Here is a 20,019-nt window from a genome sequence, read left to right as displayed (position 1 = left end):
ACCCTCTGAGACGGTGTGGCTCATTCGGGCCGGAGCTCGCAAAGTGAGGCGAGGGCCGCCGCGGCGTCGGGGGCCGCCTTGGCCCGTGCGATCCACCGGTCGAGATGCTCGGGGTCCGTACAGGCCCGAATCTGGTTGTTCAGGGAGTCGTCGATGGTGAGCCCGCGCAGCTCGAAGATCGTGCGCAGGACCTCGCGCTTGCCTTCGAGCTCGCCTTCGAGCTTTCCTTCGAGCTTTCCCTTGGCGATCCCGTTGTGATAGGCGCCGCTTCGCAGCTCGGCCTCGGTCAGTTCGTAGCGTTCTTGCATGGTCATTTCTCCCTGGATCTGCGCCCGCTCCGTCTCGGGCAGGACACTCACGAGACTCGAGGCGTAGCGCCAGCGCCGTTCGTCCGCAAAGGCTAGCGCCGCACGCATGCCGACGACAAAGACCTCCCGATCTCCGTGGGCGCCGTGGATCATCGCCGAGAGCATGGCGAAGTAGGGCCGCTCACGGGCGAGGGTGTCGGACACGACCCGCGGCATGTTTTGTCGGTCGAGGACCAGCAGAGCTTCCCGGGGCGGGCGCTCCAGCTCGCCGAGGCCGCGCGCCCATCGGGCGACGGCGTCGTTGAGCGGGACGATCAGTACGGTCGTTGCGCGCTCGAGGCGTTCGGCCAGGAGGGCCCAGTAGACCCAGATTCGGAAGCGCTTTTGGGGATCGACGCGGCCTTGGACCTCGACGAGGAGGGCTGCGCCTTCGGGAGTGGCCTGATGCCGGGCCACTTCATCGGCTCTTGGGGCGTAGGGATCCACCTCGGCGGACAGGGCGAGGTCGGGTCGCAGCTCTCCGGTGTCGCCGAGACTGGGCGCGAAACGATCGAGCTCTCCGCGGCGCTCGGCGAAGGCGGTCAGCGGGGGGAGCTCGAGGCCAAACACGGACTCGAGCAGGTCAAAGGCCAGGCGGGGTCGATCGCGGAAGATCCAGACCAGTCCCTGGTGGTGGCTGGAGGGCATGGCCAGAACGAAAAGCAAGGGACGTGCCGCCGAAATCCTCCGTGATCTCGAAGGCGTCCTCGTCCGCGCCGGCCGACCAGCGGGACAGCTGGCCCGTGTTCGGGACGCTCAGCCCCGATCCCGAAGTCCCGAGGTCCCGAGACCTCTGCGGGGGCGAAGCAGCGCTCACCCTCGCCGGGTCTTGAAGGGCAGCAGGAACTGGGTCGAGCCGGCGCAGAAGCGATCGAGGTCGAGGGACTCGTGCATGGCCAGGCTGCGCTCGTCGCCGTCGAGGGTGACGACGCTGCGGGAATAAAAGGGGGAGTCCTCGAGGGTGTCGAGGAGGCGCGGGTGGGCCCCGAGGGGGGCGCGGGTCGCCCGGTGCATGCCCCAGCGCGAGCGGGGCAGGTCGACGGTGTTGCCGAGGGCGTCGGGGTCGAGGGCCTCGCGGGTCCGCGTGCGCGGATCGAAGGACCACGCGAGCGGCCGCGGCTGCCCGGAGCGATCGACGACGTCGTAGACGATCACCGTGCGCTCGCCGAGCTCGAGGCGCGACCAGTTCCAGCGGGAGAAGGCGGCCTCGAGGGGCTCGTCGCCCTCGTTGACGTCGGTATAGGCCGAGCCCGAAAAGCGCAGCGCGGGCTCCTCGAACTCGACCTCGGCGTGGCCGTGGGGGCCCACGGGGTACCAGCGGTGGCGCGCCCCGGACTCCGAGCGCCACCCGTCGAGCTCGACCCGGGGGCCGAAGATCGCCGCCGGTCGCAGGCGCACGGTCCCGCGCACGCCCTTGGCCCACGGCGCGCGCTTGCCCAGGAAGGGCTCGCGCTCGTCGATGCGCGCGGTCAGCAGGGGGCCGCGCTCGTCCTCGGTCCAGCGCAGCGAGCTCGCGCCGATGCGCAGCGTCCTCGGCCCGCGCTCGAGCTCGGGGTGCTCGGTCAGCGCCCACGCCCGCGGCCCGGCGCGGCCCGGACCGGCGAGTCCGCGGGGGGCGTAGAGGGCCAGGTTGACGGCGCAAAAGGACTCGGGGCTCGGCAAGGGCTGGCCGGCCGCGAGCGCCCGCTGCCGGGCGCGAAAGTAGTGGGGCGAGAACACCGAGCCGATGAAGAAGATCGCCGTCAGGCCCAGGCCGCGCTCGCGGTCGAGGACGTCGAGGTACCACCACGCGTAGCCCCCGGGCGCGACCTCGAGGTCGAAGCGCCGGGGCTTTGGGTCGGGCGCGAAGCCCTGGGGCGCCGGCTCGGACGCGGTCGCGTTCATGGCCGCGCTCACGCGACCGCCTCTCGACCCGCGCCGAGGTCCTTGACGGCGGCCCGACCGGCGAGCTGCCCGCTGAGGCAGACCATGGGCACGCCGGCGCCCGGGTGCGCGCCGCCCCCCGACAGGTACAGGCCGGGGATCTTGGTGCGCGCGGCGGGGCGCCGGAAGGGATCCATCATCGCGTGGGTGGCGAGGCCGTAGAGGCCGCCGCCGGTGGCGGGGAAGAGGTCCTCGAAGGTGTGCGGATCGCTGCGGACGCAGGGCGCCCCCTCGCGCTCGATGACCAGGCCGCAGCGCTCCATCAGCGCGAAGGCCCGGGCCTCGAGGGCGTCGAGCTGCGCGCTCGAGAAGGCCCCGGGGCGATCGCCGAGGGCCGGGGCGTTGACCAGCACGAGCAGGCGCTCGGGCCCCTCGACGGTGGTGCCGCCCGCGTCGTCGCGGTCCTGGGCGCACACGTAGACCGTGGGCTCGTCGGGGAGCTCGGCGTCGTCGAGGGCGGCGAACTCCCGGCGGTAGTCCGAAGAGAAGAACACGTTGTGGTGGGCGAGCTCGAAGCCGCGGGTGCGCGCGACCAGGGACCAGGTCACGGCCGAGAGCGAGCGGGGGGCCTTGGGGTCGAGGCCCACGCAGCCGCGCAGGTGCTCGCCGAGGTGGCCGGTGTCGAGGGCCTGGGGCGCCGCGTTGACGATCACGGCGGCGCACTCGAGGCGACGGGACTGGCCGTCGGCGTCGCGGTAGACGATCGCCCGGGCGCGCCCTGCTGCGCGCCCTGCTGCGCCCCCCTCGACGTCGACCTCGATGGTCTCGACCTCGCAGCCCGTGCGCACCTCGACGCCGAGCTCTTCGGCGAGCCTCGTCAGCCCCTGGGCGAGCTTGGCCATGCCGCCGCGCACGCGCCAGACCCCGATGCGCTCGACGTGGGCGATGAGGTTCAAGGTCGCCGGCGCCCGGAAGGGCGAGCTGCCGTAGTAGGTGGCGTAGCGGGCGAAGAGCTGGCGCAGGCGCGGGTCGCCAAAGAAGCTGCCGAGGGCGCGCCACATGCTCCGGTGCCAGTCGATGCTCGCAAACTCGAAGATCCCGCGGAGCCCCTTGGTGGTCGCGACGGTCATCATGCTCGGGCGAGCCGAGCGCAAGAAGGGCTCCTCGACGACCTCGAAGATGCGCTCGGTGTGGGCGCAAAAGCGGCGGTAGCCCTCGGCCTCGGCGGCGCTGGCGAAGGCCTCGATGGCCGCGGCGCTGCGCTCGACGTCGACGTGCAGGTCCAGCTGCGAGCCGTCCGGCCACGCGTGGCGAGCGAGGGTGTCGAGGGGGACGAGCTCGACGTAGTCGTCCAAACTTCGTCCGGCGGCCTCGAACAATTGGTCGAATGCCCACCGCATCGTCAGGACCGTGGGGCCCCCGTCGATGCCCTCACCCGCGTGCCCTTCGGGCCAGATCTGCCGCATTTTCCCGCCGAGGGCGGGCGCTCGTTCGATGAGCGTGACGGCGCGACCCGCGGCAGCGGCCTGGATAGCCGCACAGATCCCGCCTACGCCACCGCCGACGATCCCGATCGTCTCAATCTCTGATACAGTCCTCGCCACGTGCGCACCGGAATTGAGCCAATTCGAGCTCTGAGCAGGAATCTACCCAGTTTTGGGCCGTCCACGTCTTCTGAGAGCGAACGTAGCCGTGTCTGATGAGGCTGTCCAGGGTTTGAACAAAAAACCGGCCGAGATTGACAAAGCTTGTACAGCACGTCAGGCTGGCTCCGTCATGGTCGCTTTGGATCGAATCGAAGCTGCGTTGGAACGATCGTTGCGCCTATGTGAGGGGCCTTCCACCCCTCCTGGGCTCATCGCGGCCATGCGCCACGCAGTGTTCCCCGGTGGCGGTCGGCTTCGCCCGGGCCTGACCCTGAGTGTGGCCATGGCGTGCAAAGCGGACGCCCGCGTCAGCCTCGACGCCCAGGCGGACGTGGCGGCGGCGATGGAGCTGATGCACTGCGCGTCACTGGTCCACGACGACCTGCCCTGCTTCGACGACGCGCCCCTGCGCCGCGGTCGACCCTCGGTCCACGCGGCCTTCGGCGAAGAGCTGGCCGTGCTCGCGGGCGACGGGCTCATCATCCTCGCCTACGAGGTCATCGCCGAGACCAACCTCCCGCCCTCGGCGGTGCCCAAGCTGATCCGCTGCATCTCCCGCGGGGTCGGTGCCGGCGGCGGGCTGGTGGCGGGCCAGGCCTGGGAGTCCGAGCGCAGCGTCGGGCTGCAGACCTACCACCAGGCCAAGACCGGCGCGCTGTTCGAGGCGGGCGCGCGGGCGGGGGCGATCCTCGCGGGTGCCCCCCAGGAGCCCTGGGCCAAGTTTGGCGCCCACTTGGGCGAGGCCTACCAGGTCGCCGATGACCTGCGCGACGCCCTCGGCGACGCGCGCGAGCTCGGCAAGCCGGTCGGGCAAGACATCGCCCACAACCGCCCCAACGCGTGCATCTCGCTCGGTGTGGACGGCGCGGTGAATCGCCTGCGCGCGCTCTTGGACCGGGCCATCGACACCATCCCGGCCTGCCCCGAGCCCGACCGCGTCGTCGACTGGGTCGACAGCTTCGCCGGCCGTCTCTACGCCGGCGCGAGCAAGAGCAAGGCGCCCCGTCCGATGGCCTCGCAGTCCCAGGCCGCGAACGAGCCGGTCGCCATCAACCTTCGGGCCTAGCAGGCTGCTGAACTTCGCCCCACGACGTCAGGCACGCCTCTGCACGTCGATGCCGGTGTCGCAAAACCTAGCAGTCGCCCACCCCGGCCACGCCGGGACCCATGATCCAGGAAAGCATCGTCCCGGCGCGGCCGGGGTGGGCGACTGCTAGCGGTATGCCCGATACAGCGTCGGTTTCGCTCCTTGGCCTCGACGCGCAGCGACGCACCTGACGACACGCGGCGAAGTCCAGCAGCCTGCTAGCCAAAACCCCACGCAGCATGGCTGCGTGCGTGACGCTTTGAACGTAGACGGCCTGCCGAAAAGCGGGCCGCCTGTTTTTGCGAGTCGCCGCCTGCAAAGCCTGTGAGCTAACACTGATCCTCGAGCTTCTTTGTGCCTTGACCCCCAGGTCTTCCTCGCGCAATATCCCGGCTCCAGCGAACACGACCCGAGGGGCGGTAGTTAAGTCGGTTATAACGCCGGCCTGTCACGCCGGAGGTCGCGGGTTCGAGTCCCGTCCGCCCCGTACTTCGAGTTCAGCTCGCTGCGCAAATCCCTCGCAAGAGGGATTTGTTGTTTAAGCTCAGGGAGCGGGCGTGGGCTGCTGCAGGCGCGGGGTCGGGCTCGGGTTGGTGAGCGCAGCCTCGACGGCCATGGCCAGCTGACGCAGGCGAAAGGGCTTGCTCAAGAAGGCGCCGATGCCCAGGTCCTGGAGGTCGTGGAGGGCCACGTCGCGCAGGTAGCCCGAGATCATCAGCACCGGCATGTCGGGCCAGGCCGTGCGCAGGGCTCGCAGCGCGTCCGCTCCGCTGAGCTTGGGCATGACCGTGTCGAGGACCACCAGGTCGAGGCTCGCCCCCTCGCGGTCGAGGATGGCCAGGGCCTCGGCGCCGTTGCTGGCCTCGAACACCTCGCACTGGTGGGAGCGGAAAAAACCCCGCAGGGTCCGGCGCACGCCGTGCTCGTCGTCGGCGATCAGCACCCGCATGCCCTTGGGCACGTGGGCCTCGCGCTGCTCGTCGACGACGTGGGCCGCCCCTCGGTTCAGCGGGAAGAGCAGGCGGAAGGTGGTGTGCACCCCGACCTCGCTGGTCACCATGATCGCGCCGCCGTGGGACTCGACGGTGGCGTAGACCATCGACAGGCCCAGGCCGGTCCCGCGGCCGACCTCCTTGGTGGTGAAGAAGGGCTCGAAGATGCGGGCCTGGAGGGCCTCGTCCATGCCGATGCCGCTGTCGCGCACGCGCAGCTCGACGTACTCGCCGGGTTCGATGTCGAAGGGCAGGGACGCGCACACGCTCGCGTCGACCACGACCTGGCGCGTGGCGATCTCGAGGGTGCCGCCCTCGGGCATGGCCTGGTTGGCGTTGATGCCCAGGTTGAGCAGGGCGTTTTGGACCTGCGCCCGGTCGCCCTGGATGCTCAGCGCGCCCTCGTCGAAGTCGAGGGTGATCTCGACGCGCTTGTCGACGCTGTGGCGCAGCAGGGCCACGGTCCCGCGCACGACCTCGTGGACGTCGAGGATCGCCGACGAGCGCTGGTTGGTGCGCGAGAAGGCCAGCAGCTTGCGGGTCAGCTCGGCGGCCTGCTCGGCGGTGTCGAGGATCAGCGCGAGGTTCTCGGCGACCTCACCCTCGGGCTCGAGGTCGAGCTCGAGCAGCTCGGTGGCGCCGATGATGCCGTTGAGCATGTTGTTGAAGTCGTGGGCGATGCCGCCGGACAGCTGCCCGAGGGAGTCCATGCGCGCGGCGTGCTGGACCTGGACCTCGAGGCGGCGCTGCTCGGTGACGTCGCGGAGCACGAACACCGCCCGCTTGTCGGCCGTGCCGGCCTGGGTCGGGGACACGACCACGTCGAGGATCAGCGCCTCCGCCCCGCCCCCGTCGACCTCGGCGTCGCCGTGGCGCTGGGGTCGGTTTTGGAGGATGGCCTGGAAGGCCAGCTCGCTCAGCTGCGTGCCCAAGGTCGCGCCGAACAGCTCCTGGAGCGTGGCGTCGACCTTGGGCCTGCCGACGAACATGCCCTCCGCGGCGGCGTTCCACTGGATCGCCAGGCCGCTCGCGTCGCACACGAGCACGCCGTCGGCGAGGGACTCGAGCAGGGCGCGGAGCTGGGCCTCGCTGTTGGCGAGCTCCTCGGTCCGCTCGGCGACGCGGAGCTCGAGCTCGTCCTTGGCCCGCTCGAGCTCCTCGAGGGCCTTTCGTAGCGGTGTGATGTCATAGACCCAAAAGAGAATGCAATCATGGCCGCCGACGCGGATCGGCTCGAAGGTCAACAGACACCAAAAGAATACGCCGTCTTTTCGACGCATCCGCGCGGGGTAGTTGGGAATCGGCTCGCCGCGGATGTAGGCACCGACGAACTCCTGGCGCTCGGCGGGGTCGACCCACGAGTCCTTGGCGTAGCGCCGCTCGTTGACCTCGGTGCCGAAGATCGCCGCGCAGCGCTCGTTTTGATAGAGCACCAGGGTGTCGGAGGTCCGCGCGATGCCGACGCCGACGGGGCTGGAGTCGAGGATCTGGGTGACGTGATCGGGGGTCAGCTCGACGGTCGGTCCCTCGACGTCGAGGGCCTGAAAGGAGCCGAGCTGGGCCTCGCGCAGACGCGTCAGCTCAGCCGAGAGCTCGTCGAGCTCTCGCTGCAACTCATCACGAGTTTTCGCCCTAGTTTTCCGATCACCCGTCACGCGAGGTCAGCCAGTCCGTGGCCAGCAAATTTCATACCTCGCGCGCTACTTCCCAAACAAGAGGCCACAGCGTGCGGGTTGCCCGGCGCGCAGCCTCGGGGGAGGGCCCCGCCTCAGGGGCGACTTCGCTCGGATTCGAGGTGTGCGAAAATGGAGAGCCAAGGTACCGATTCAAAACCGAAGTGCCTACGAACCGTGCCAAGCATCATGCCCCGCTCCACACGCGCTGCATCGCTCATTGCTCTGAGTGCCGTATTTGTCTTCGGCCTCCCCGCTGGTGACGCCGCGGCGCGCCAGTCCGAGCGCCCTTCGCCCGAGGCCTTCGCGTACACCGGGCCCATCGACGACGCCCCGGCGACCTTTAGCCCGGCCGCGCCGGCGACCTCGGCGGCCGAGCGCTTGCTCGCGCTCGCGGACAAGATCGACGCCACCCGGACCGACACGCAGTATTCGCATCGAACCCGGGTGCGTCGGCGCGAGGGCCTCTACCACTTCGATTGTTCGGGGATGATGAATTGGATGCTCGCGCGGGTGGCCCCCAAGGCCCACGCCGCCCTCGATCGCGAGCGCCCGGTGGCCGCGACCTACGTGCGCATCATCGCCAAGGCGCCGGTCGGGCGGGGGCGCAAGGGCTGGCAGCAGATCGACGACATCGAGGCGGTCACCGCCGGCGACGTGTTCGCCTGGAAGCGCCCCGCCGACTGGCCGCGGGGTGGAAACACCGGGCACGTCGGCATCGTGCTCGCGCCGCCGGTGCCGGCCCCCTTCATCGAGGACGCCTACCTGGTGCGCATCCTCGACTCGACCCGCTACGCGCACCAGGACGACTCCCGGGCCGAGGACGGCTCGACGGGTTTTGGGACCGGGACGATCCTGTTCATGGCCGACGCCGACGGGCACCCGATCGGCTACGGCTGGTACGGAGCGCTCAGCGGCGGGTGGTACCGGACCCAGGTCGTGTTCGGGCGCTTGCGTGGGTAGCTGTCGCCCAGCCCCCCACCGCGCAGCGGGGGTCACTGCAAAGCAGAACTAGGGCTTGCGGTCGACGACTTCGACGTCGACGACGCCGCGGCCGACGGCCCCCGGCTCGTTGCCCGCGGACGGGCCGCGGCCCTTGCCCGAGCCGAAGCCGCCGCCGAAGCCCATGCCCGAGCCAAAGCCGATCACGCGCACGTTGCCGCTGGCGACCCCCTCCTCGAGCTTGCGCTGGAGTCGGGCCTTGACCAGGCGGGCGGTCGCGCGGCGCACCGGCGGGATCATCATCGACAGGCCGAACACGTCGGTGAGCACGCCGGGGGTGATGAGCAGGACGCCGCCCACCAAGATGAGCAGGGCCGAGACGATGCCGTCCTCGGGGAGCTGCCCTTGCATGGCCGCCTGCTGGTAGGCGGTCAGGGCCTTGCGACCTTCCCGCTTGGCCAGGGCCGCGCCGAGCATGCCGGTGGTCGCGATGAGGGCGATGGTCGGCAGCGTCCCCATGAAGCTGCCCAGGGTCATGAGCAGGTAGAGCTCGACCAGGGGCACGAGGGTGAACAGCAAGAACAACCGACCGAGCACCGACGGAGCATAGCAGCCCCCTGCCGCGACCCGACCAGACCCGACTCATCCCCCATCAACCGGCCCGGACGGGTCGCGGCGTGAGCTCGCGCCCTCGCCGACCGGGGAGGCTATAGTCCCCCGGTGAACCGTCGCTTCCTGACGATCCCGCTCGCCTCGCTCCTCGCCCTGAGCGCGGGGGCCCTGGCCTGCAAGCCCACGAAGGGGCCGGGGACGCGCGCGCCCCTGGGCCCGCCGATGACCTTCGAGGCCAAGACCCTCGAGCCCACGGCCGGCCAGCCCAGCGCCGCCCTCGCCGTGCTCGAGGCCGAGCTCGCCACCAACTTCGCCAAGCTCAGCAGCCCCGAGTTCGTCGACGACCCGGCCTACTTCATGGCCTACGACCTCGTCGGCGTGAAGTCGCTGTGGCTCGAGGCCAACGACGGCGCCCTCGACAAGAACCACGTCGACGACGACCGGGCCCTCGACGTCGACGTGCGGGTCGGCGACGCGATGCTCGACAACGGCCACCCGACCAACGGCTGGTACGGGGGCAACGGCCTCGGCTCCGGGGTCCAGGTCAGCCTGGCCGACGATCCCCTGTCCCTGGCCCAGGCGATCTGGCTGGTCAGCGAGCAGCAGTACCAGGACGCCGTCGAGGCCTGGGTCGAGGCGGTCAGCAGCGAGTCCATGCTGACCCGCGAGGACGAGCTCGAGCACCCGGACTTCACGGCCATGGACGAGCCCCTGGTCCACATCGAGGCGCCCTACGCCCTCGACCTCGACGGCATCGGCGAGCAGTGGGCCCCGATCGTCGCCGAGCTGTCGGCGATCCTCGACAGCGACCCCATGGTCCAGCAGGCCTCCGTGGTCCTCAACGCCGTAGTCGAGAACCGCAGCTACGTCGACACCGAGGGCGCCAAGGTCCAAAGCGGGCGGGTGCGGATCCGCCTGATGATGGTCGCGACCACCCAGGCCGAGGACGGCATGGGCCTCGAGCGCTTCGTCAGCTTCGAGCGCCACGCCCCCGACCAGCTGCCGACCCGTGAAGAGCTGCTCGAGGTCGCCGACCAGCTCCGGGCCGAGCTCGCCAGCTTGCGCGCCGCCCCCATCGCCGAGCCCTACACCGGCCCGGCCGTGCTCGAGGGCCCCGCCGCCGGGGTGTTCTTCCACGAGATCTTCGGCCACCGCCTCGAGGGCCACCGGCAAAAGGACGACTACGAGGGCCAGACCTTCACCAAGATGCTCGGCCAGCCGATCTTGCCCGAGTTCATCGACGTCTACGACGACCCCTCGCTCGCGGCGATCGACGGCGAGCCCCTCAACGGCCACTACTTCGTCGACGACGAGGCGGTCTTGGCCCAGCGCGCCGAGCTCGTGTCCGAGGGCGTGCTCGAGGGTTTTTTGCAGTCGCGCTCCGTGGTCGCGCCCTTTGAGTCCAGCAACGGCCACGGCCGGCGCGAGCGCGGCTATCGGGTGGTCCCGCGCCAGGGCAACCTGGTCGTCTCGGCCCGCGAGACCCTGCCCGAGGAGCAGCTGCGCGACGCGCTGATCGCCGAGGCCAAGGCCCAGGGCAAGCCCTACGGGCTGTGGTTCGCCGACATCCAGGGCGGCTACACGATCACCGATCGCTCCGGGCCCCAGGCCTTCAAGGTCATGCCGCTGATGGTCTACCGCGTGTACACCGACGGCCGCCCCGACGAGCTGGTCCGCGGGGCCGACATCGTCGGCACGCCGCTGGCCGCGTTCGAGACGATCATCGCCGCGGGCGACGTCCCGGGGGTGTTCAACGGCATGTGCGGGGCCGAGAGCGGGTGGGTGCCCGTGTCGGCGGTGAGCCCCTCGCTGCTGCTGAGCAAGCTGGAGATCGAGCGGGCCGTGCACGAGCGGAACAAGCCGCCGCTGCTGCCACCGCCGCCGCGCGAGCGGGCCCGAGCGGGCGCCGAGGGAGGTGCGAAGTGAGCTTCGATCGACGCGACTTCATCCTGGGCGGGACCACGGGCCTGGCGGCGCTGGCCGTGCAGCTCGTCCCTGGCCTGAGCGCGACTGTCCACGCCGAGGGCCACACCGAGGGCCACGCCCTCAGCGAGCTCGAGGCCCTGCGCCAGGAGCTCCAGCGCGGCATCGCCGAGCTGCGCCTGCCCGACGCCCCCGAGCCCTACGGCGCCGAGCTGCGCGGGGTCCGGGCCGAGAGCCTGACCCTCGACGGCTCCTACGGCGGCGTGATCGTCGACCTGGCCTCGACGGACGCCATCGCCTCGGTGGGCGTGCGCGTGGGCTCGCCGACCCAGGACAACACCAACTTCTTCGGCGGCAACGTCGAGCCGAGCTTTCGCCTGCCCCGCTCCCCCGACGCCGTCGCCTCGCGCAAGCGCCTGTGGCTGGCCATGGACCAGAGCTACCGCGCGGCCACGGTCGCCTTCCAGGCCAAGCTCAGCGCCATCGATCGCCTCGCCGACAAGGAGCTGCCCGACGACCGCAGCCCCCTGCCGGAGCCGGTCCTGATGCTGAGCTGGGCGCCCGAGGCCGAGGCCAAGGACAGCTCGCCGCTGGTCGATCCGCCCGCGGACGCGCCGACCTTCGACCGCGCCAAGCTGCGCGAGCTCGCCGGCGCGCTCTCGGCCCGCTTCGAGAAGCACCCCGGCATCGACAACGGCGACGTGGTCATCCAGGAGCTGCGCAGCCACGAGATCCTCATCGACACCGAGGGCCTGGCCATGGGCGAGACCCGGGACCGCAGCGTGCTCGGGGTGGTCGCCCAGACCCAGGCCGAGGACGGCATGGAGCTCGACCACGGCGGGGCCATCCACTTCCAGAGCCTCGCGTCCGCCGACGAGCTGCGCGAAGCCGGGGAGGCCCTCGTCGACCGCGTGCTCGCCGAGCTCGACGAGATCGTCGCCGCGCCCATGCTCGACGAGGACTACGACGGCCCGATCCTGCTCGAGCCCACGGCCGCGGCCCAGCTGCTCGCCTCGACCATCCCCGTGCACGCCGGCGGCGAGCCGGCCCCGCTCTCGGACTACGGCCGCCTGCTCGAGCTCGAGCCCCACTGGCACGACCGCCTGGGCAAGACCGTGCTCCCGGACTTCCTCGATCTGGTCGACGACCCGCTCGCGCCGGGCTTTGGCAGCTACACCCGGGACGCCCAGGGCACGGCGGCCCAGCGCATCGAGCTGGTCCGCGCCGGGGTCCTGCACACCCTGCTCATGACCCGGCGGCCGAACACCAAGATCGCGACCAGCAACGGCCACTCTCGGGCGACGGCGGCCGGTTTTTCCGGGCCGTGCATCTCCAACCTGACCCTCGCCCCGACCAAGAAGGGCCGCTCCCGGACCAAGCCCATGAAGGCGCCGGCCCTCGAGCGGGAGCTCCTGCGCCGGGCCCGGGAGGACGGCTACGACTTCGCCTTCGTGGTCGAGACCATGCGCGACGGGACCGTGCTCGGCTCCGTGCCCCGGGACTCGGCGGTGGTGTTCAGCTCGGGGCGCAAGGTGTCGATGCCGCTCCCCGGCCGGGTGTTCCGCGTCGAGGACGAGGGCGGCAAGGTCGTGCGGACCCTGGTCCGCGGCGCCCTGCTCTCGCCCATGTCCATGCGCGTGCTCCGGCGCATCCGCGCCATCGGGGACACCCCGGGCACCTTGGCGATGCGCATCGCCCCGGGGCTCTCGGGGGGCTTCGCCGCGGACCTGGGCCTGGACGGGCTCTTGGCCCAGACCGTGGACGTGCAGGTGACCACGCCGGCGCTCATCGTCGACGGCCTCGAGCTCGTCGTCGAGCGCGGGGAGAACGAGCGCCTGCCGATCCTGGATCATCCGCTGCGCCGGGAGGGCGGGGCTTGATAGGGTGCGGGTCATGAGCACCGAGACCCGCACCGTCTACATCGCTTGCCGTCCGGAGGAGCTGTGGGCGGCGCTGACCGAGGGCGAGCAGACGCGCCGGTGGTACCTCGACGCGGCGATCGAGTCGGACTTCGAGGTCGGCGGCCCGGTCCGCTTCTTCGCCGGCGGCGACGGCAACTTCGACGACGAGGACGACCAGAGCCGGCGCGAGGCGATCCGCGGGGAGATCCGCGCGTGCGAGGCCGAGCGGGTCCTCGCCCACAGCTTCGCCTTCGTCGACCTCGACGAGCCGGCCTCGGAGCTGCGCTGGACCATCGAGACCATCCCCGGCAGCCCCCGGGTTCAGCGCCTGACCCTGGTCCACGATCTGGGCGAGCTGCCCGCGGACAGCGAGACCCGGCGGCGGGCGGGCTTTGGCTGGGACATGGCCCTGAGCGCGCTCAAGACCTGGCTCGAGACGCGCGCGCCCCTCGAGCTCAACTTCATGGGCTGAGCGCGACGGGCGGTACGAGCGGTGCGCCTTTGGGCCCACCGCTCGTTTTCGTTTTGCTTTGGCGTATGCTCTGACCATGCTCTCGGACGCCGAGCTGCTCCAGTCCTGGTCCCAGGGAGACACCGACGCGGGCGAGGAGCTGTTCGAGCGCCACTACGAGGGCGTCGCGGCCTTCTTTCGGACCAAGGCCCGGGACCACGCGGCCGAGCTGAGCCAAAAGACCTTCCTGGCCTGCATCGAGTCCCTGCCCCGCTTCCGCGGCGAGGGCAGCTTCCGCTCCTACCTCTACGGCATCGCCTACCGCCAGCTGCAGCGGCACTATCGGAACCTCAGCCGGGACGAGCGCATCGACTTTGGGCTGTCGACGGTGGAGAACCTCGACCCGACCCCGAGCAAGATCCTCGCCGCCGAGGATGACGAGCAGCAGCTGCTCGCGGCTTTGCGCCGGATCCCCGTCGAGCACCAGGTGGTCCTCGAGCTCTACTACTGGCAAGAGCTGACCACGGCCCAGTGCGCGGAGGTCCTCGAGATCCCGCACTCGACGATCAAGAGCCGGCTGCAGCGGGCGCGCAAGCTGCTCGAGGAGCAGCTCGAGGCCGGGGGCCAGAGCCCGGCGCAGGTCGAGGAGACCCTCTCGGGGCTCATCGCCTGGTCCGAGCGCGTGCGCGCGCAGGCCTGACGAGGCAGAGGCAGGGGCGAGGGACACAGCCGTGGACTCGGAGCACCCAGGCGACGAGAACGAGCGCACGCTGCCCGGGGACGAGGGGGTCTTGCGTCGGGCGCAGCGGGTGGTCGAGTCCATGGGCGGGCTCGAGGCGCAGTGGGAAAAAGCGGAGGTCCGCGCGGCGCTCCTGGGCCGGGCCGTGGGTCCGCGGATGATCGCCCGCTACACGGTCATCCGCGAGCTCGGGGCCGGGGCGATGGGCAAGGTCTTCTTGGCCTACGACGCGGACCTCGACCGCCGGGTGGCCGTCAAGCTGCTGCTCAGCGGGCGCTCGCAGGAGCGGACGCGGCTGCGCCTGCAGCGGGAGGCCCAGGCCATGGCCAAGCTCTCGCACCCCAACGTGGTCACCGTCCACGAGGTCGGCAAGGTCGACGAGGAGCTGTTCGTGGCCATGGAGTACGTCCAGGGCCAGGACCTGCGTGGCTGGCTGGGCGAGGGCGCGCGCAGCCTCGAGGCGATCCTCGAGGTCTTTTGCGAGGCGGGCGAGGGCCTGGCCGCGGCCCACGAGGCGGGCATCGTCCACCGCGACTTCAAGCCGGACAACGTGCTCGTGGGCGAGGACGGGCGGGCGCGGGTGGCCGACTTTGGCCTGGCCCACGCGCGCGTCGATGGCTCGCGGGACAGCGCCTCGGGCGATCCATCCAAGACTGGGACCCTGGAGTCCTCGGGCGAGCGGGAGCGGCCCGAGGCCGGCGAGCCGAGCTCGCGCTCGGCCCTCGAGGCCACCCTGACCCGGGCGGGGACCTTGGTGGGCACGCCGGCCTACATGGCGCCCGAACAATTCCTGCGCGAGGCCAGCGACGCCCGCAGCGATCAGTTCAGCTTCTGCGTCGCGCTGTGGGAGGCGCTCTACGGGGTCCGGCCCTTCGTGGGCACGACCATACTCAAGCTGATCGGCTCGATCGTCGAGGGGGTGCCGGCGCGGCCTCAGCACGCGCTCGAGCGCGAGGTCCCCAGCTGGCTCGGCGCCGTCGTCGAGCGCGGCCTGGCCAAGGACCCGGACCAGCGCTGGCCCGACATGCGCGCGCTGATCTCGGCCCTGCGCGACGACCCCGTGGCTCGTCGCCGCGGCCGGATCCGGCGGGTCGCGGCGCTGAGCCTGAGCGCCGCGGTGCTCGTGGGCGGGAGCGCGTGGGGCCGGGAGCAGGTCCGCGACAACGCCCGCCAGCGCTACTGGAACGCGCTCACCGAGCAGCTGCTGGAGGTCGAGCGCGAGCGCGGCTTTCGCCAGGCCCGGGACGACGCCGAGCGGGCCGAGGACGCGGCCAAGCTCAGCGTCTACCGCAGCTACGGCGACGAGCTCGAGGTGGTGTCCGAGCGCGATCCAACCATCGCGGCGGTGCTCTTGCGCGAGGTCGGGGAGCAGGGTCGGGCCTCGGAGCTGTGGCGCTCGGCCGCCAACGCGAGCCTGGGTCGGCCGCTGAGTCACGCCGTGCTCCGCGGGCACTCGGACGTGGTCTGGTCCCTCGCCTTTTCGCCCACGGGGCAGGCGCTGTACTCCGGGGGTCGCGACGGGCGGGTGCAGGGCTGGTCCGTGGCTTCGGGCGACGGGGCCACGCTGTTCGAGCGCGAGGTCGGGGTGGTCGGGCTCGCGCTCAGCCCCGACGGCGCGCGCCTGGCCGTGGCCTACGCCGACGGCAGCGTGTGGTCCCTGGCGGTCGCCGGCGGGGAGGCCGAGGCGTTGCTCGAGCCCGACCCCCGCGAGGCTGGGGAGCGCAGCTTGTGCTTCGACCCGCGCGGACGCGGGCTGGTCGTGGGCGGCCGGGACGGGACCTCGAGGGTGTTCGGCGCGGACCCCAGCGGCGCCCTCGAGCCCGAGCCGACCTTGCTCGAAGGCCACACCGCGGCCGTCCGGGCCCTCGACTTCGACGGCCAAGGGCGGATGCTGTCGGCGTCCAGCGACGGCAGCGTGCGGCTTTGGGACCTCGACTCGGGCGCCGAGACCTTGCGCCTCGAAGGCCACGAGGACGATGTGTTTCACGCCCGCTTCTTGGGCCGGGGCTGGGTCGTGGCCGGCGGGGACGACGGGATGGTCCACTTTTGGTCGGCTCCGCCCGAGGCGAGGGGGCGCGTCGAGCAGGCGCAGCTGAGCATCGAGTCGTCCAACCAGATCACCGCCCTCGCGGTCAGCGGCTCGCGCTTCGCCAGCGCCGACAGTTCAGGCGAGCTCCGCCTGGGGATCCTCGCGGCGGAGGGCAGCTCCGCCCCGCGGCTCGAGGAGCAGCGGACGCTGCGCGAGCATCAGCAGGGGGTGTGGGGGCTCGCCTTCACCCCCGATGGTGAGCGCTTGGTGACCAGCTCCTTCGACGGCACCGCGCGGATCATGAGCGCCGACGGGGTGGGCCCGCGCCAGGTCCTGAAGGGTCATCGCGCGGGGATCTTGGCCATGCGCGTCGACGCTTCGGGGCGCTGGTTGGCCACGGGCTCGTGGGACAGCGAGGTGAGGACCTGGGACCTGGAGCGACCCGTTCGGGAGTTGGCCCTCGAGGAGCACCAGGGGGCGGTCCAGAGCGTGGACGTCGAGGCCGGCGGCGCGCGGGCGGTCACGGTCGGGAGCGACGGGCAGGCCCGGCTGTGGCGACTCGAGGATGGAGTCGAGCTCGCGCGCCACGATGAGCGGGCCTACTACGACGAGCCGGCCTACTTCAACGTCGCGCGCTTTGGGCCTCGGGGCCGGCGGATCGCCCTGGGTCGCTCGAACGGTGAGATTCGCCTGTGGTCCCCCGAGGACGGCGGGATCGTCCGCCTCGACGCGCACCGCCGGGGCATCCGGGAGCTCCAATTCTCCCCCGACGGCGAGCGCCTGCTCTCGACCTCCTCCGACGGCGAGGCGCGGCTGTGGGCGACGGCGACGGGGGAGAGCCGCGCGGTCCTGAAGGGTCACGAGGGGGTGGTCTACGCGGGTCGCTTCGACGTCGGCGGCGTGCACGTATATACGGCGGCCGAGGACGGCGTGCTGCGTCGCTGGCACGCCCGCACGGGCGCGGAGGAGGCGGCGTTCTCGGGGCACGAGGGGGCGATCCGGGCGCTTGCGCTGAGCGCCGATGGCGGGCGGATCGCCACGGGCGGGGACGACCACGAGCTTCGGCTGTGGCGCCGCGACCAGCCCGAAGACTCGCTGCGCCTCGCAGGGCACACGCAGCCCGTGTTGTCCGTGGCCTTCGACGCGGACGCGACGCGGGTCGTCTCGGCCTCGGCGGACGGCAGCGTGCGGGTGTGGTCGACGGCCAGCGGCGAGGGTCTGCACCTGCTCGAAGGCCACGACGGCCGCGTGCTCGGGGCGGTGTTCGTCGACGCCGAGCGCGTGCTCTCCCACGCCTACGACGGCAGCGTGCGGCTGTGGCAGCTCGGGCCTGGGGGCGAGGCGCAGGCGATCGTGCTGCGGGGTCACGACGCGCCGGTCTTGAGCCTCGGTCTGGGCCCCGCGGGGCGCCGCGTCGTCACCGGGGCCGAGGACGGCAGCGCGCGCTCGTGGCGACTCGAGGGCCTGCGCTTCGACGAGAGCTCGCTGGTCGAGGCGCTGCGCGAAGCGACCACCTACTGCCTGCCGGCCGAGCGCCGCGTGCTCGAGCTCGGCGAGGAGCCGCGACGGGCGAGGGCGGCCTTCACAGATTGTGAGGCCGCCTTCGGGCGCTGGGCTCCGCCGCTCAGCGGAAGGTGACGGTGCTCGTCTGGGTGAGCTCGCCGGCGGTTGGGTCGTCGATGGTGAAGTCGATGGTCGCCACCTCGATGTCCGTGATGGCGAGGTTGAGCACGGTCATCTCGACGGTGAGGTCGTTGAGGCTGTCGATCAGGTCGCCCTCGAAGCGGTGCAGCGTCGGGTCGCCGTCGCTGTCGAGGGTGGTCAGGATCGCCGACAGGATCGTCCCAGCGTAGGCCGGATCGATGGTCATGTAGAGCTTGGTGTCGTCGGGGTCGCGGTCGATGTTGCAGTGGGGGCAGACGGGGACCTCGGGCTGGGGCCGGCCCAGGGTCGAGGCGCCCTCGGGGCTGCAGCTGGGCGCCTCGGGCTCGGACAGCCCGCCGTCGAACTCGACGGAGCTGCCCTCGGCGGTGACGCTGTCGAACACCGCGAAGAACTCGCCCATGCCGGCGTCCTCGGCCGGGGGCGAGGCGACGCAGTCGAGGTTGGAGGGGCAGACGCTGGGGTCGAGGCCCTCGCAGGCGGCGTCGAGGGCCGCGCACACGTGCACGCGGCGGATCTCCGCGCGCCCGTCGACGTTGGTCACCTCGGCGTCCTCGCCCGTGCCCCAGCCGTGCGCGTAGAGGTAGGCGGCGACCTCGTCGGGGCGCAGCTCGGGGCGGTAGGACCACAGCAAGGTCGCCGCGCCCGAGGCCACGGCCGTCGACACGGAGGTCCCGGTCAGCGCCAGCGCGTCGGCGCCCGCGGCCTCGCGGGTGGCGGAGTTGGCCCCCAGCGCGACCAGGGCCGGCTGCCCGTCGACGCGGGAGTTGGCCAGGCGCTGGTCCCGGGGGTCGACGCCGCCGACGGCGTAGACGAGGGGGCGCGCCTGGTCCGTGAAGATCGGCCGCGCTGGGTCCTCCTCGCCGCCAAAGCCGAGCGCGGCGCACTCGCTGCTCGTGGGCGCGGCGAGGCCCTCGAAGGTCGCCGGCACGGTCACGCCGGTGTGCTCGCCGGGGCAGCTCGGCTCGGCGTTGTTGCCCGCGGCCACGAACACCAGGGCGCCCTTGCAGCTCGCGTAGCGCAGCGCGTCGTAGACCGAGCGCGTCGGCGCGCGCGCGAGGTCCACGGGGTTGTCGGGGAGCGGCTCCCAGCCGGCGCTGAGGTTGATGACCAGGCGCGGCGTCTCGTCGGGGCTGCCCTGGCGCTCCTCCCAGGACGCGACGGCGTCGTAGATGCCCATGGCGATGTCGGCCTGGCTGCCGAAGTGCCCGCCGGTCTTGTACTCGGGCGAGTCGTAGATGCTGACCCGGGGCATGGCCTGGTGGAAGCGGACCGGCACCCGGCACTGCTCGGCGCCGTTGGGGCAGCGGATGTCCTTGATCAGCTCGGCCATCTGCAGGCCGTGGAAGTTGACCGGGTCGTACTCGGGGTTGTCGCCGTACTTGGGCGAGACGGTGTCGACCACGGCGATGTCCGCCGGGTCCATGGCGTCGAGGCTCACGCCGAGCTCGTCGGCGGACAGCCAGCCCACGTTGGTCCGGAAGGCCCCGCGCATGGCGGCGTGCAGCTCCTCGCTCTCGGTGGTGTTGGCCTGGGCCAGGCGCCCGAGGCAGTCGACCGCGGCGGTGTCCGGGGTGACCGCCGGCGAGGCGTCGAGGACCGCGAACAGGGCCTGGTAGTCCGCGTCGGTGCCGACGTCGTCGGAGCCGCCGAAGATGTAGCTGCAGTAGCGGCGCAGCTGGGTCGGGGGCGCGCTCATGTTGTCCTCGAGGTAGGGCGAGCTCTCCTCGAACATCTTGTCGTGGCGCCAGCCCTCGGGCAGCGCGTCGTCGAGGTCGCAGTCGCCGTCGGGGTGTTCGAGCAGGGCGATGACCCGGGCGCTGGGGCAGGTCAGGTACTCCGGATCGCCCCCGGCGTCGTCGCCGGTGTCGTCGCCGCCCGGCGCGGCGCAGGCGAGGATGAAGGTCGCGGACAACAGGGGGAACAGCAGCTGGGATGTGCGCATGGCGAGTGCTCGGCTTGGCAGGGGACGCATCGATGTGGTTCCAGCCCAGCCCGATCTGGACGAGACCAGAACGCCAATTCCCCGGCCCCGAGAATGCGCAGCCTCACATCCCAACCGGGCGGTTTGCCGGTCGCTCGCCACGAAAAACGGCGCCCCCGCTTCGAAGCCGAAGCGGGGGCGCCGTGCAGCGTTTGTCGTGATCAGGAC

13 protein-coding genes and 1 tRNA gene are annotated in these 20,019 nt (G+C 71.6%); 8 read left to right on the top strand and 6 right to left on the bottom strand.

The genetic code is table 11. The annotated features are described in order from the left end of the window. Positions 1 to 20 precede the first annotated feature (20 nt). The 3 genes from PPSIR1_RS34580 to crtD all read right to left on the bottom strand — a co-directional run bounded on the left by PPSIR1_RS34580 (position 21) and on the right by crtD (position 3,814). Positions 21 to 995, bottom strand: coding sequence for a hypothetical protein (locus PPSIR1_RS34580; RefSeq protein ID WP_006975901.1), 975 nt, complete (start codon positions 993 to 995; stop codon positions 21 to 23). 165 nt (positions 996 to 1,160) lie between these two features. Beyond that, positions 1,161 to 2,231: a carotenoid 1,2-hydratase gene (locus tag PPSIR1_RS34575; protein WP_053335479.1), complete on the bottom strand. Its 1,071-nt coding sequence runs from the start codon at positions 2,229 to 2,231 to the stop codon at positions 1,161 to 1,163. An 8-nt stretch (positions 2,232 to 2,239) separates the two neighbouring features. Next, positions 2,240 to 3,814, bottom strand: a complete 1,575-nt coding sequence (gene crtD, locus PPSIR1_RS34570) for a 1-hydroxycarotenoid 3,4-desaturase CrtD (protein WP_086001965.1) — start codon at positions 3,812 to 3,814, stop codon at positions 2,240 to 2,242. A 172-nt stretch (positions 3,815 to 3,986) separates the two neighbouring features. On the opposite strand from crtD, the gene PPSIR1_RS34565 reads away from it, so the two are divergent. Next, the gene (locus PPSIR1_RS34565) at positions 3,987 to 4,922 is read left to right on the top strand and encodes a polyprenyl synthetase family protein (RefSeq protein ID WP_045117343.1); all 936 of its coding nucleotides are present in this window, start codon (positions 3,987 to 3,989) and stop codon (positions 4,920 to 4,922) included. 434 nt (positions 4,923 to 5,356) lie between these two features. Continuing rightward, positions 5,357 to 5,430, top strand: a tRNA-Asp gene (locus tag PPSIR1_RS34560). A 57-nt stretch (positions 5,431 to 5,487) separates the two neighbouring features. On the opposite strand, the gene PPSIR1_RS34555 is transcribed toward PPSIR1_RS34560, so the two are convergent. Next, a complete protein-coding gene (locus PPSIR1_RS34555) occupies positions 5,488 to 7,548 on the bottom strand; it encodes a PAS domain-containing hybrid sensor histidine kinase/response regulator (RefSeq protein WP_006975897.1) in 2,061 nt (686 codons plus the stop codon). A 249-nt stretch (positions 7,549 to 7,797) separates the two neighbouring features. Between PPSIR1_RS34555 and PPSIR1_RS34550 the strand changes: the two genes are divergently transcribed. Further along, positions 7,798 to 8,571 (top strand): hypothetical protein, encoded by a 774-nt coding sequence (locus PPSIR1_RS34550; protein ID WP_006975896.1) that lies wholly within the window; start codon positions 7,798 to 7,800, stop codon positions 8,569 to 8,571. Positions 8,572 to 8,619: 48 nt separating this feature from the next. Here the strand turns inward: PPSIR1_RS34550 and PPSIR1_RS34545 are convergent, their stop codons facing one another. Next, positions 8,620 to 9,147 carry an FxsA family protein gene (locus tag PPSIR1_RS34545; RefSeq protein WP_157596281.1) on the bottom strand — a complete coding sequence of 176 codons (528 nt, stop codon included), beginning with the start codon at positions 9,145 to 9,147 and terminating at the stop codon, positions 8,620 to 8,622. 123 nt (positions 9,148 to 9,270) lie between these two features. Here PPSIR1_RS34545 and PPSIR1_RS34540 point away from each other — a divergent pair, with 123 nt between their 5' ends. From PPSIR1_RS34540 to PPSIR1_RS34520, 5 genes are all read left to right on the top strand, one after another. Further along, positions 9,271 to 11,088, top strand: a complete 1,818-nt coding sequence (locus tag PPSIR1_RS34540) for a metallopeptidase TldD-related protein (protein WP_006975894.1) — start codon at positions 9,271 to 9,273, stop codon at positions 11,086 to 11,088. After that, positions 11,085 to 12,965, top strand: a complete 1,881-nt coding sequence (locus PPSIR1_RS34535) for a metallopeptidase TldD-related protein (RefSeq protein WP_006975893.1) — start codon at positions 11,085 to 11,087, stop codon at positions 12,963 to 12,965. The genes PPSIR1_RS34540 and PPSIR1_RS34535 overlap by 4 nt, the downstream gene beginning before the upstream one ends. Before the next feature lie 13 nt (positions 12,966 to 12,978). Further along, a complete protein-coding gene (locus PPSIR1_RS34530) occupies positions 12,979 to 13,458 on the top strand; it encodes an SRPBCC domain-containing protein (protein WP_006975892.1) in 480 nt (159 codons plus the stop codon). A 76-nt stretch (positions 13,459 to 13,534) separates the two neighbouring features. Beyond that, positions 13,535 to 14,137, top strand: a complete 603-nt coding sequence (locus PPSIR1_RS34525; protein WP_006975891.1) for an RNA polymerase sigma factor — start codon at positions 13,535 to 13,537, stop codon at positions 14,135 to 14,137. Positions 14,138 to 14,168: 31 nt separating this feature from the next. Next, positions 14,169 to 17,843, top strand: a complete 3,675-nt coding sequence (locus PPSIR1_RS34520) for a WD40 repeat domain-containing serine/threonine protein kinase (protein WP_006975890.1) — start codon at positions 14,169 to 14,171, stop codon at positions 17,841 to 17,843. Here PPSIR1_RS34520 and PPSIR1_RS34515 read toward each other — a convergent pair. After that, positions 17,830 to 19,812, bottom strand: a complete 1,983-nt coding sequence (locus PPSIR1_RS34515) for a S8/S53 family peptidase (RefSeq protein ID WP_006975889.1) — start codon at positions 19,810 to 19,812, stop codon at positions 17,830 to 17,832. The two genes, PPSIR1_RS34520 and PPSIR1_RS34515, sit on opposite strands and share 14 nt — an antisense overlap. Positions 19,813 to 20,019 lie beyond the last annotated feature (207 nt).

The organism is Plesiocystis pacifica SIR-1, assembly GCF_000170895.1.
In the GTDB taxonomy this organism is placed as follows: Bacteria; Myxococcota_A; Polyangia; order Nannocystales; family Nannocystaceae; genus Plesiocystis; species Plesiocystis pacifica.
Note: the sequence above shows the minus strand (reverse complement) of the source record. Positions and strands in the feature narration are given on the sequence as shown.

Coding starts and splice junctions, on each gene's coding strand:
- PPSIR1_RS34580 (WP_006975901.1), bottom strand. CDS start 995: ATGCCCTCCAGCCACCACCAGGGACTGGTCTGGATCTTCCGCGATCGA.
- PPSIR1_RS34575 (WP_053335479.1), bottom strand. CDS start 2,231: ATGAACGCGACCGCGTCCGAGCCGGCGCCCCAGGGCTTCGCGCCCGAC.
- PPSIR1_RS34565 (WP_045117343.1), top strand. CDS start 3,987: ATGGTCGCTTTGGATCGAATCGAAGCTGCGTTGGAACGATCGTTGCGC.
- PPSIR1_RS34550 (WP_006975896.1), top strand. CDS start 7,798: ATGCCCCGCTCCACACGCGCTGCATCGCTCATTGCTCTGAGTGCCGTA.
- PPSIR1_RS34530 (WP_006975892.1), top strand. CDS start 12,979: ATGAGCACCGAGACCCGCACCGTCTACATCGCTTGCCGTCCGGAGGAG.
- PPSIR1_RS34525 (WP_006975891.1), top strand. CDS start 13,535: ATGCTCTCGGACGCCGAGCTGCTCCAGTCCTGGTCCCAGGGAGACACC.
- PPSIR1_RS34515 (WP_006975889.1), bottom strand. CDS start 19,812: ATGCGCACATCCCAGCTGCTGTTCCCCCTGTTGTCCGCGACCTTCATC.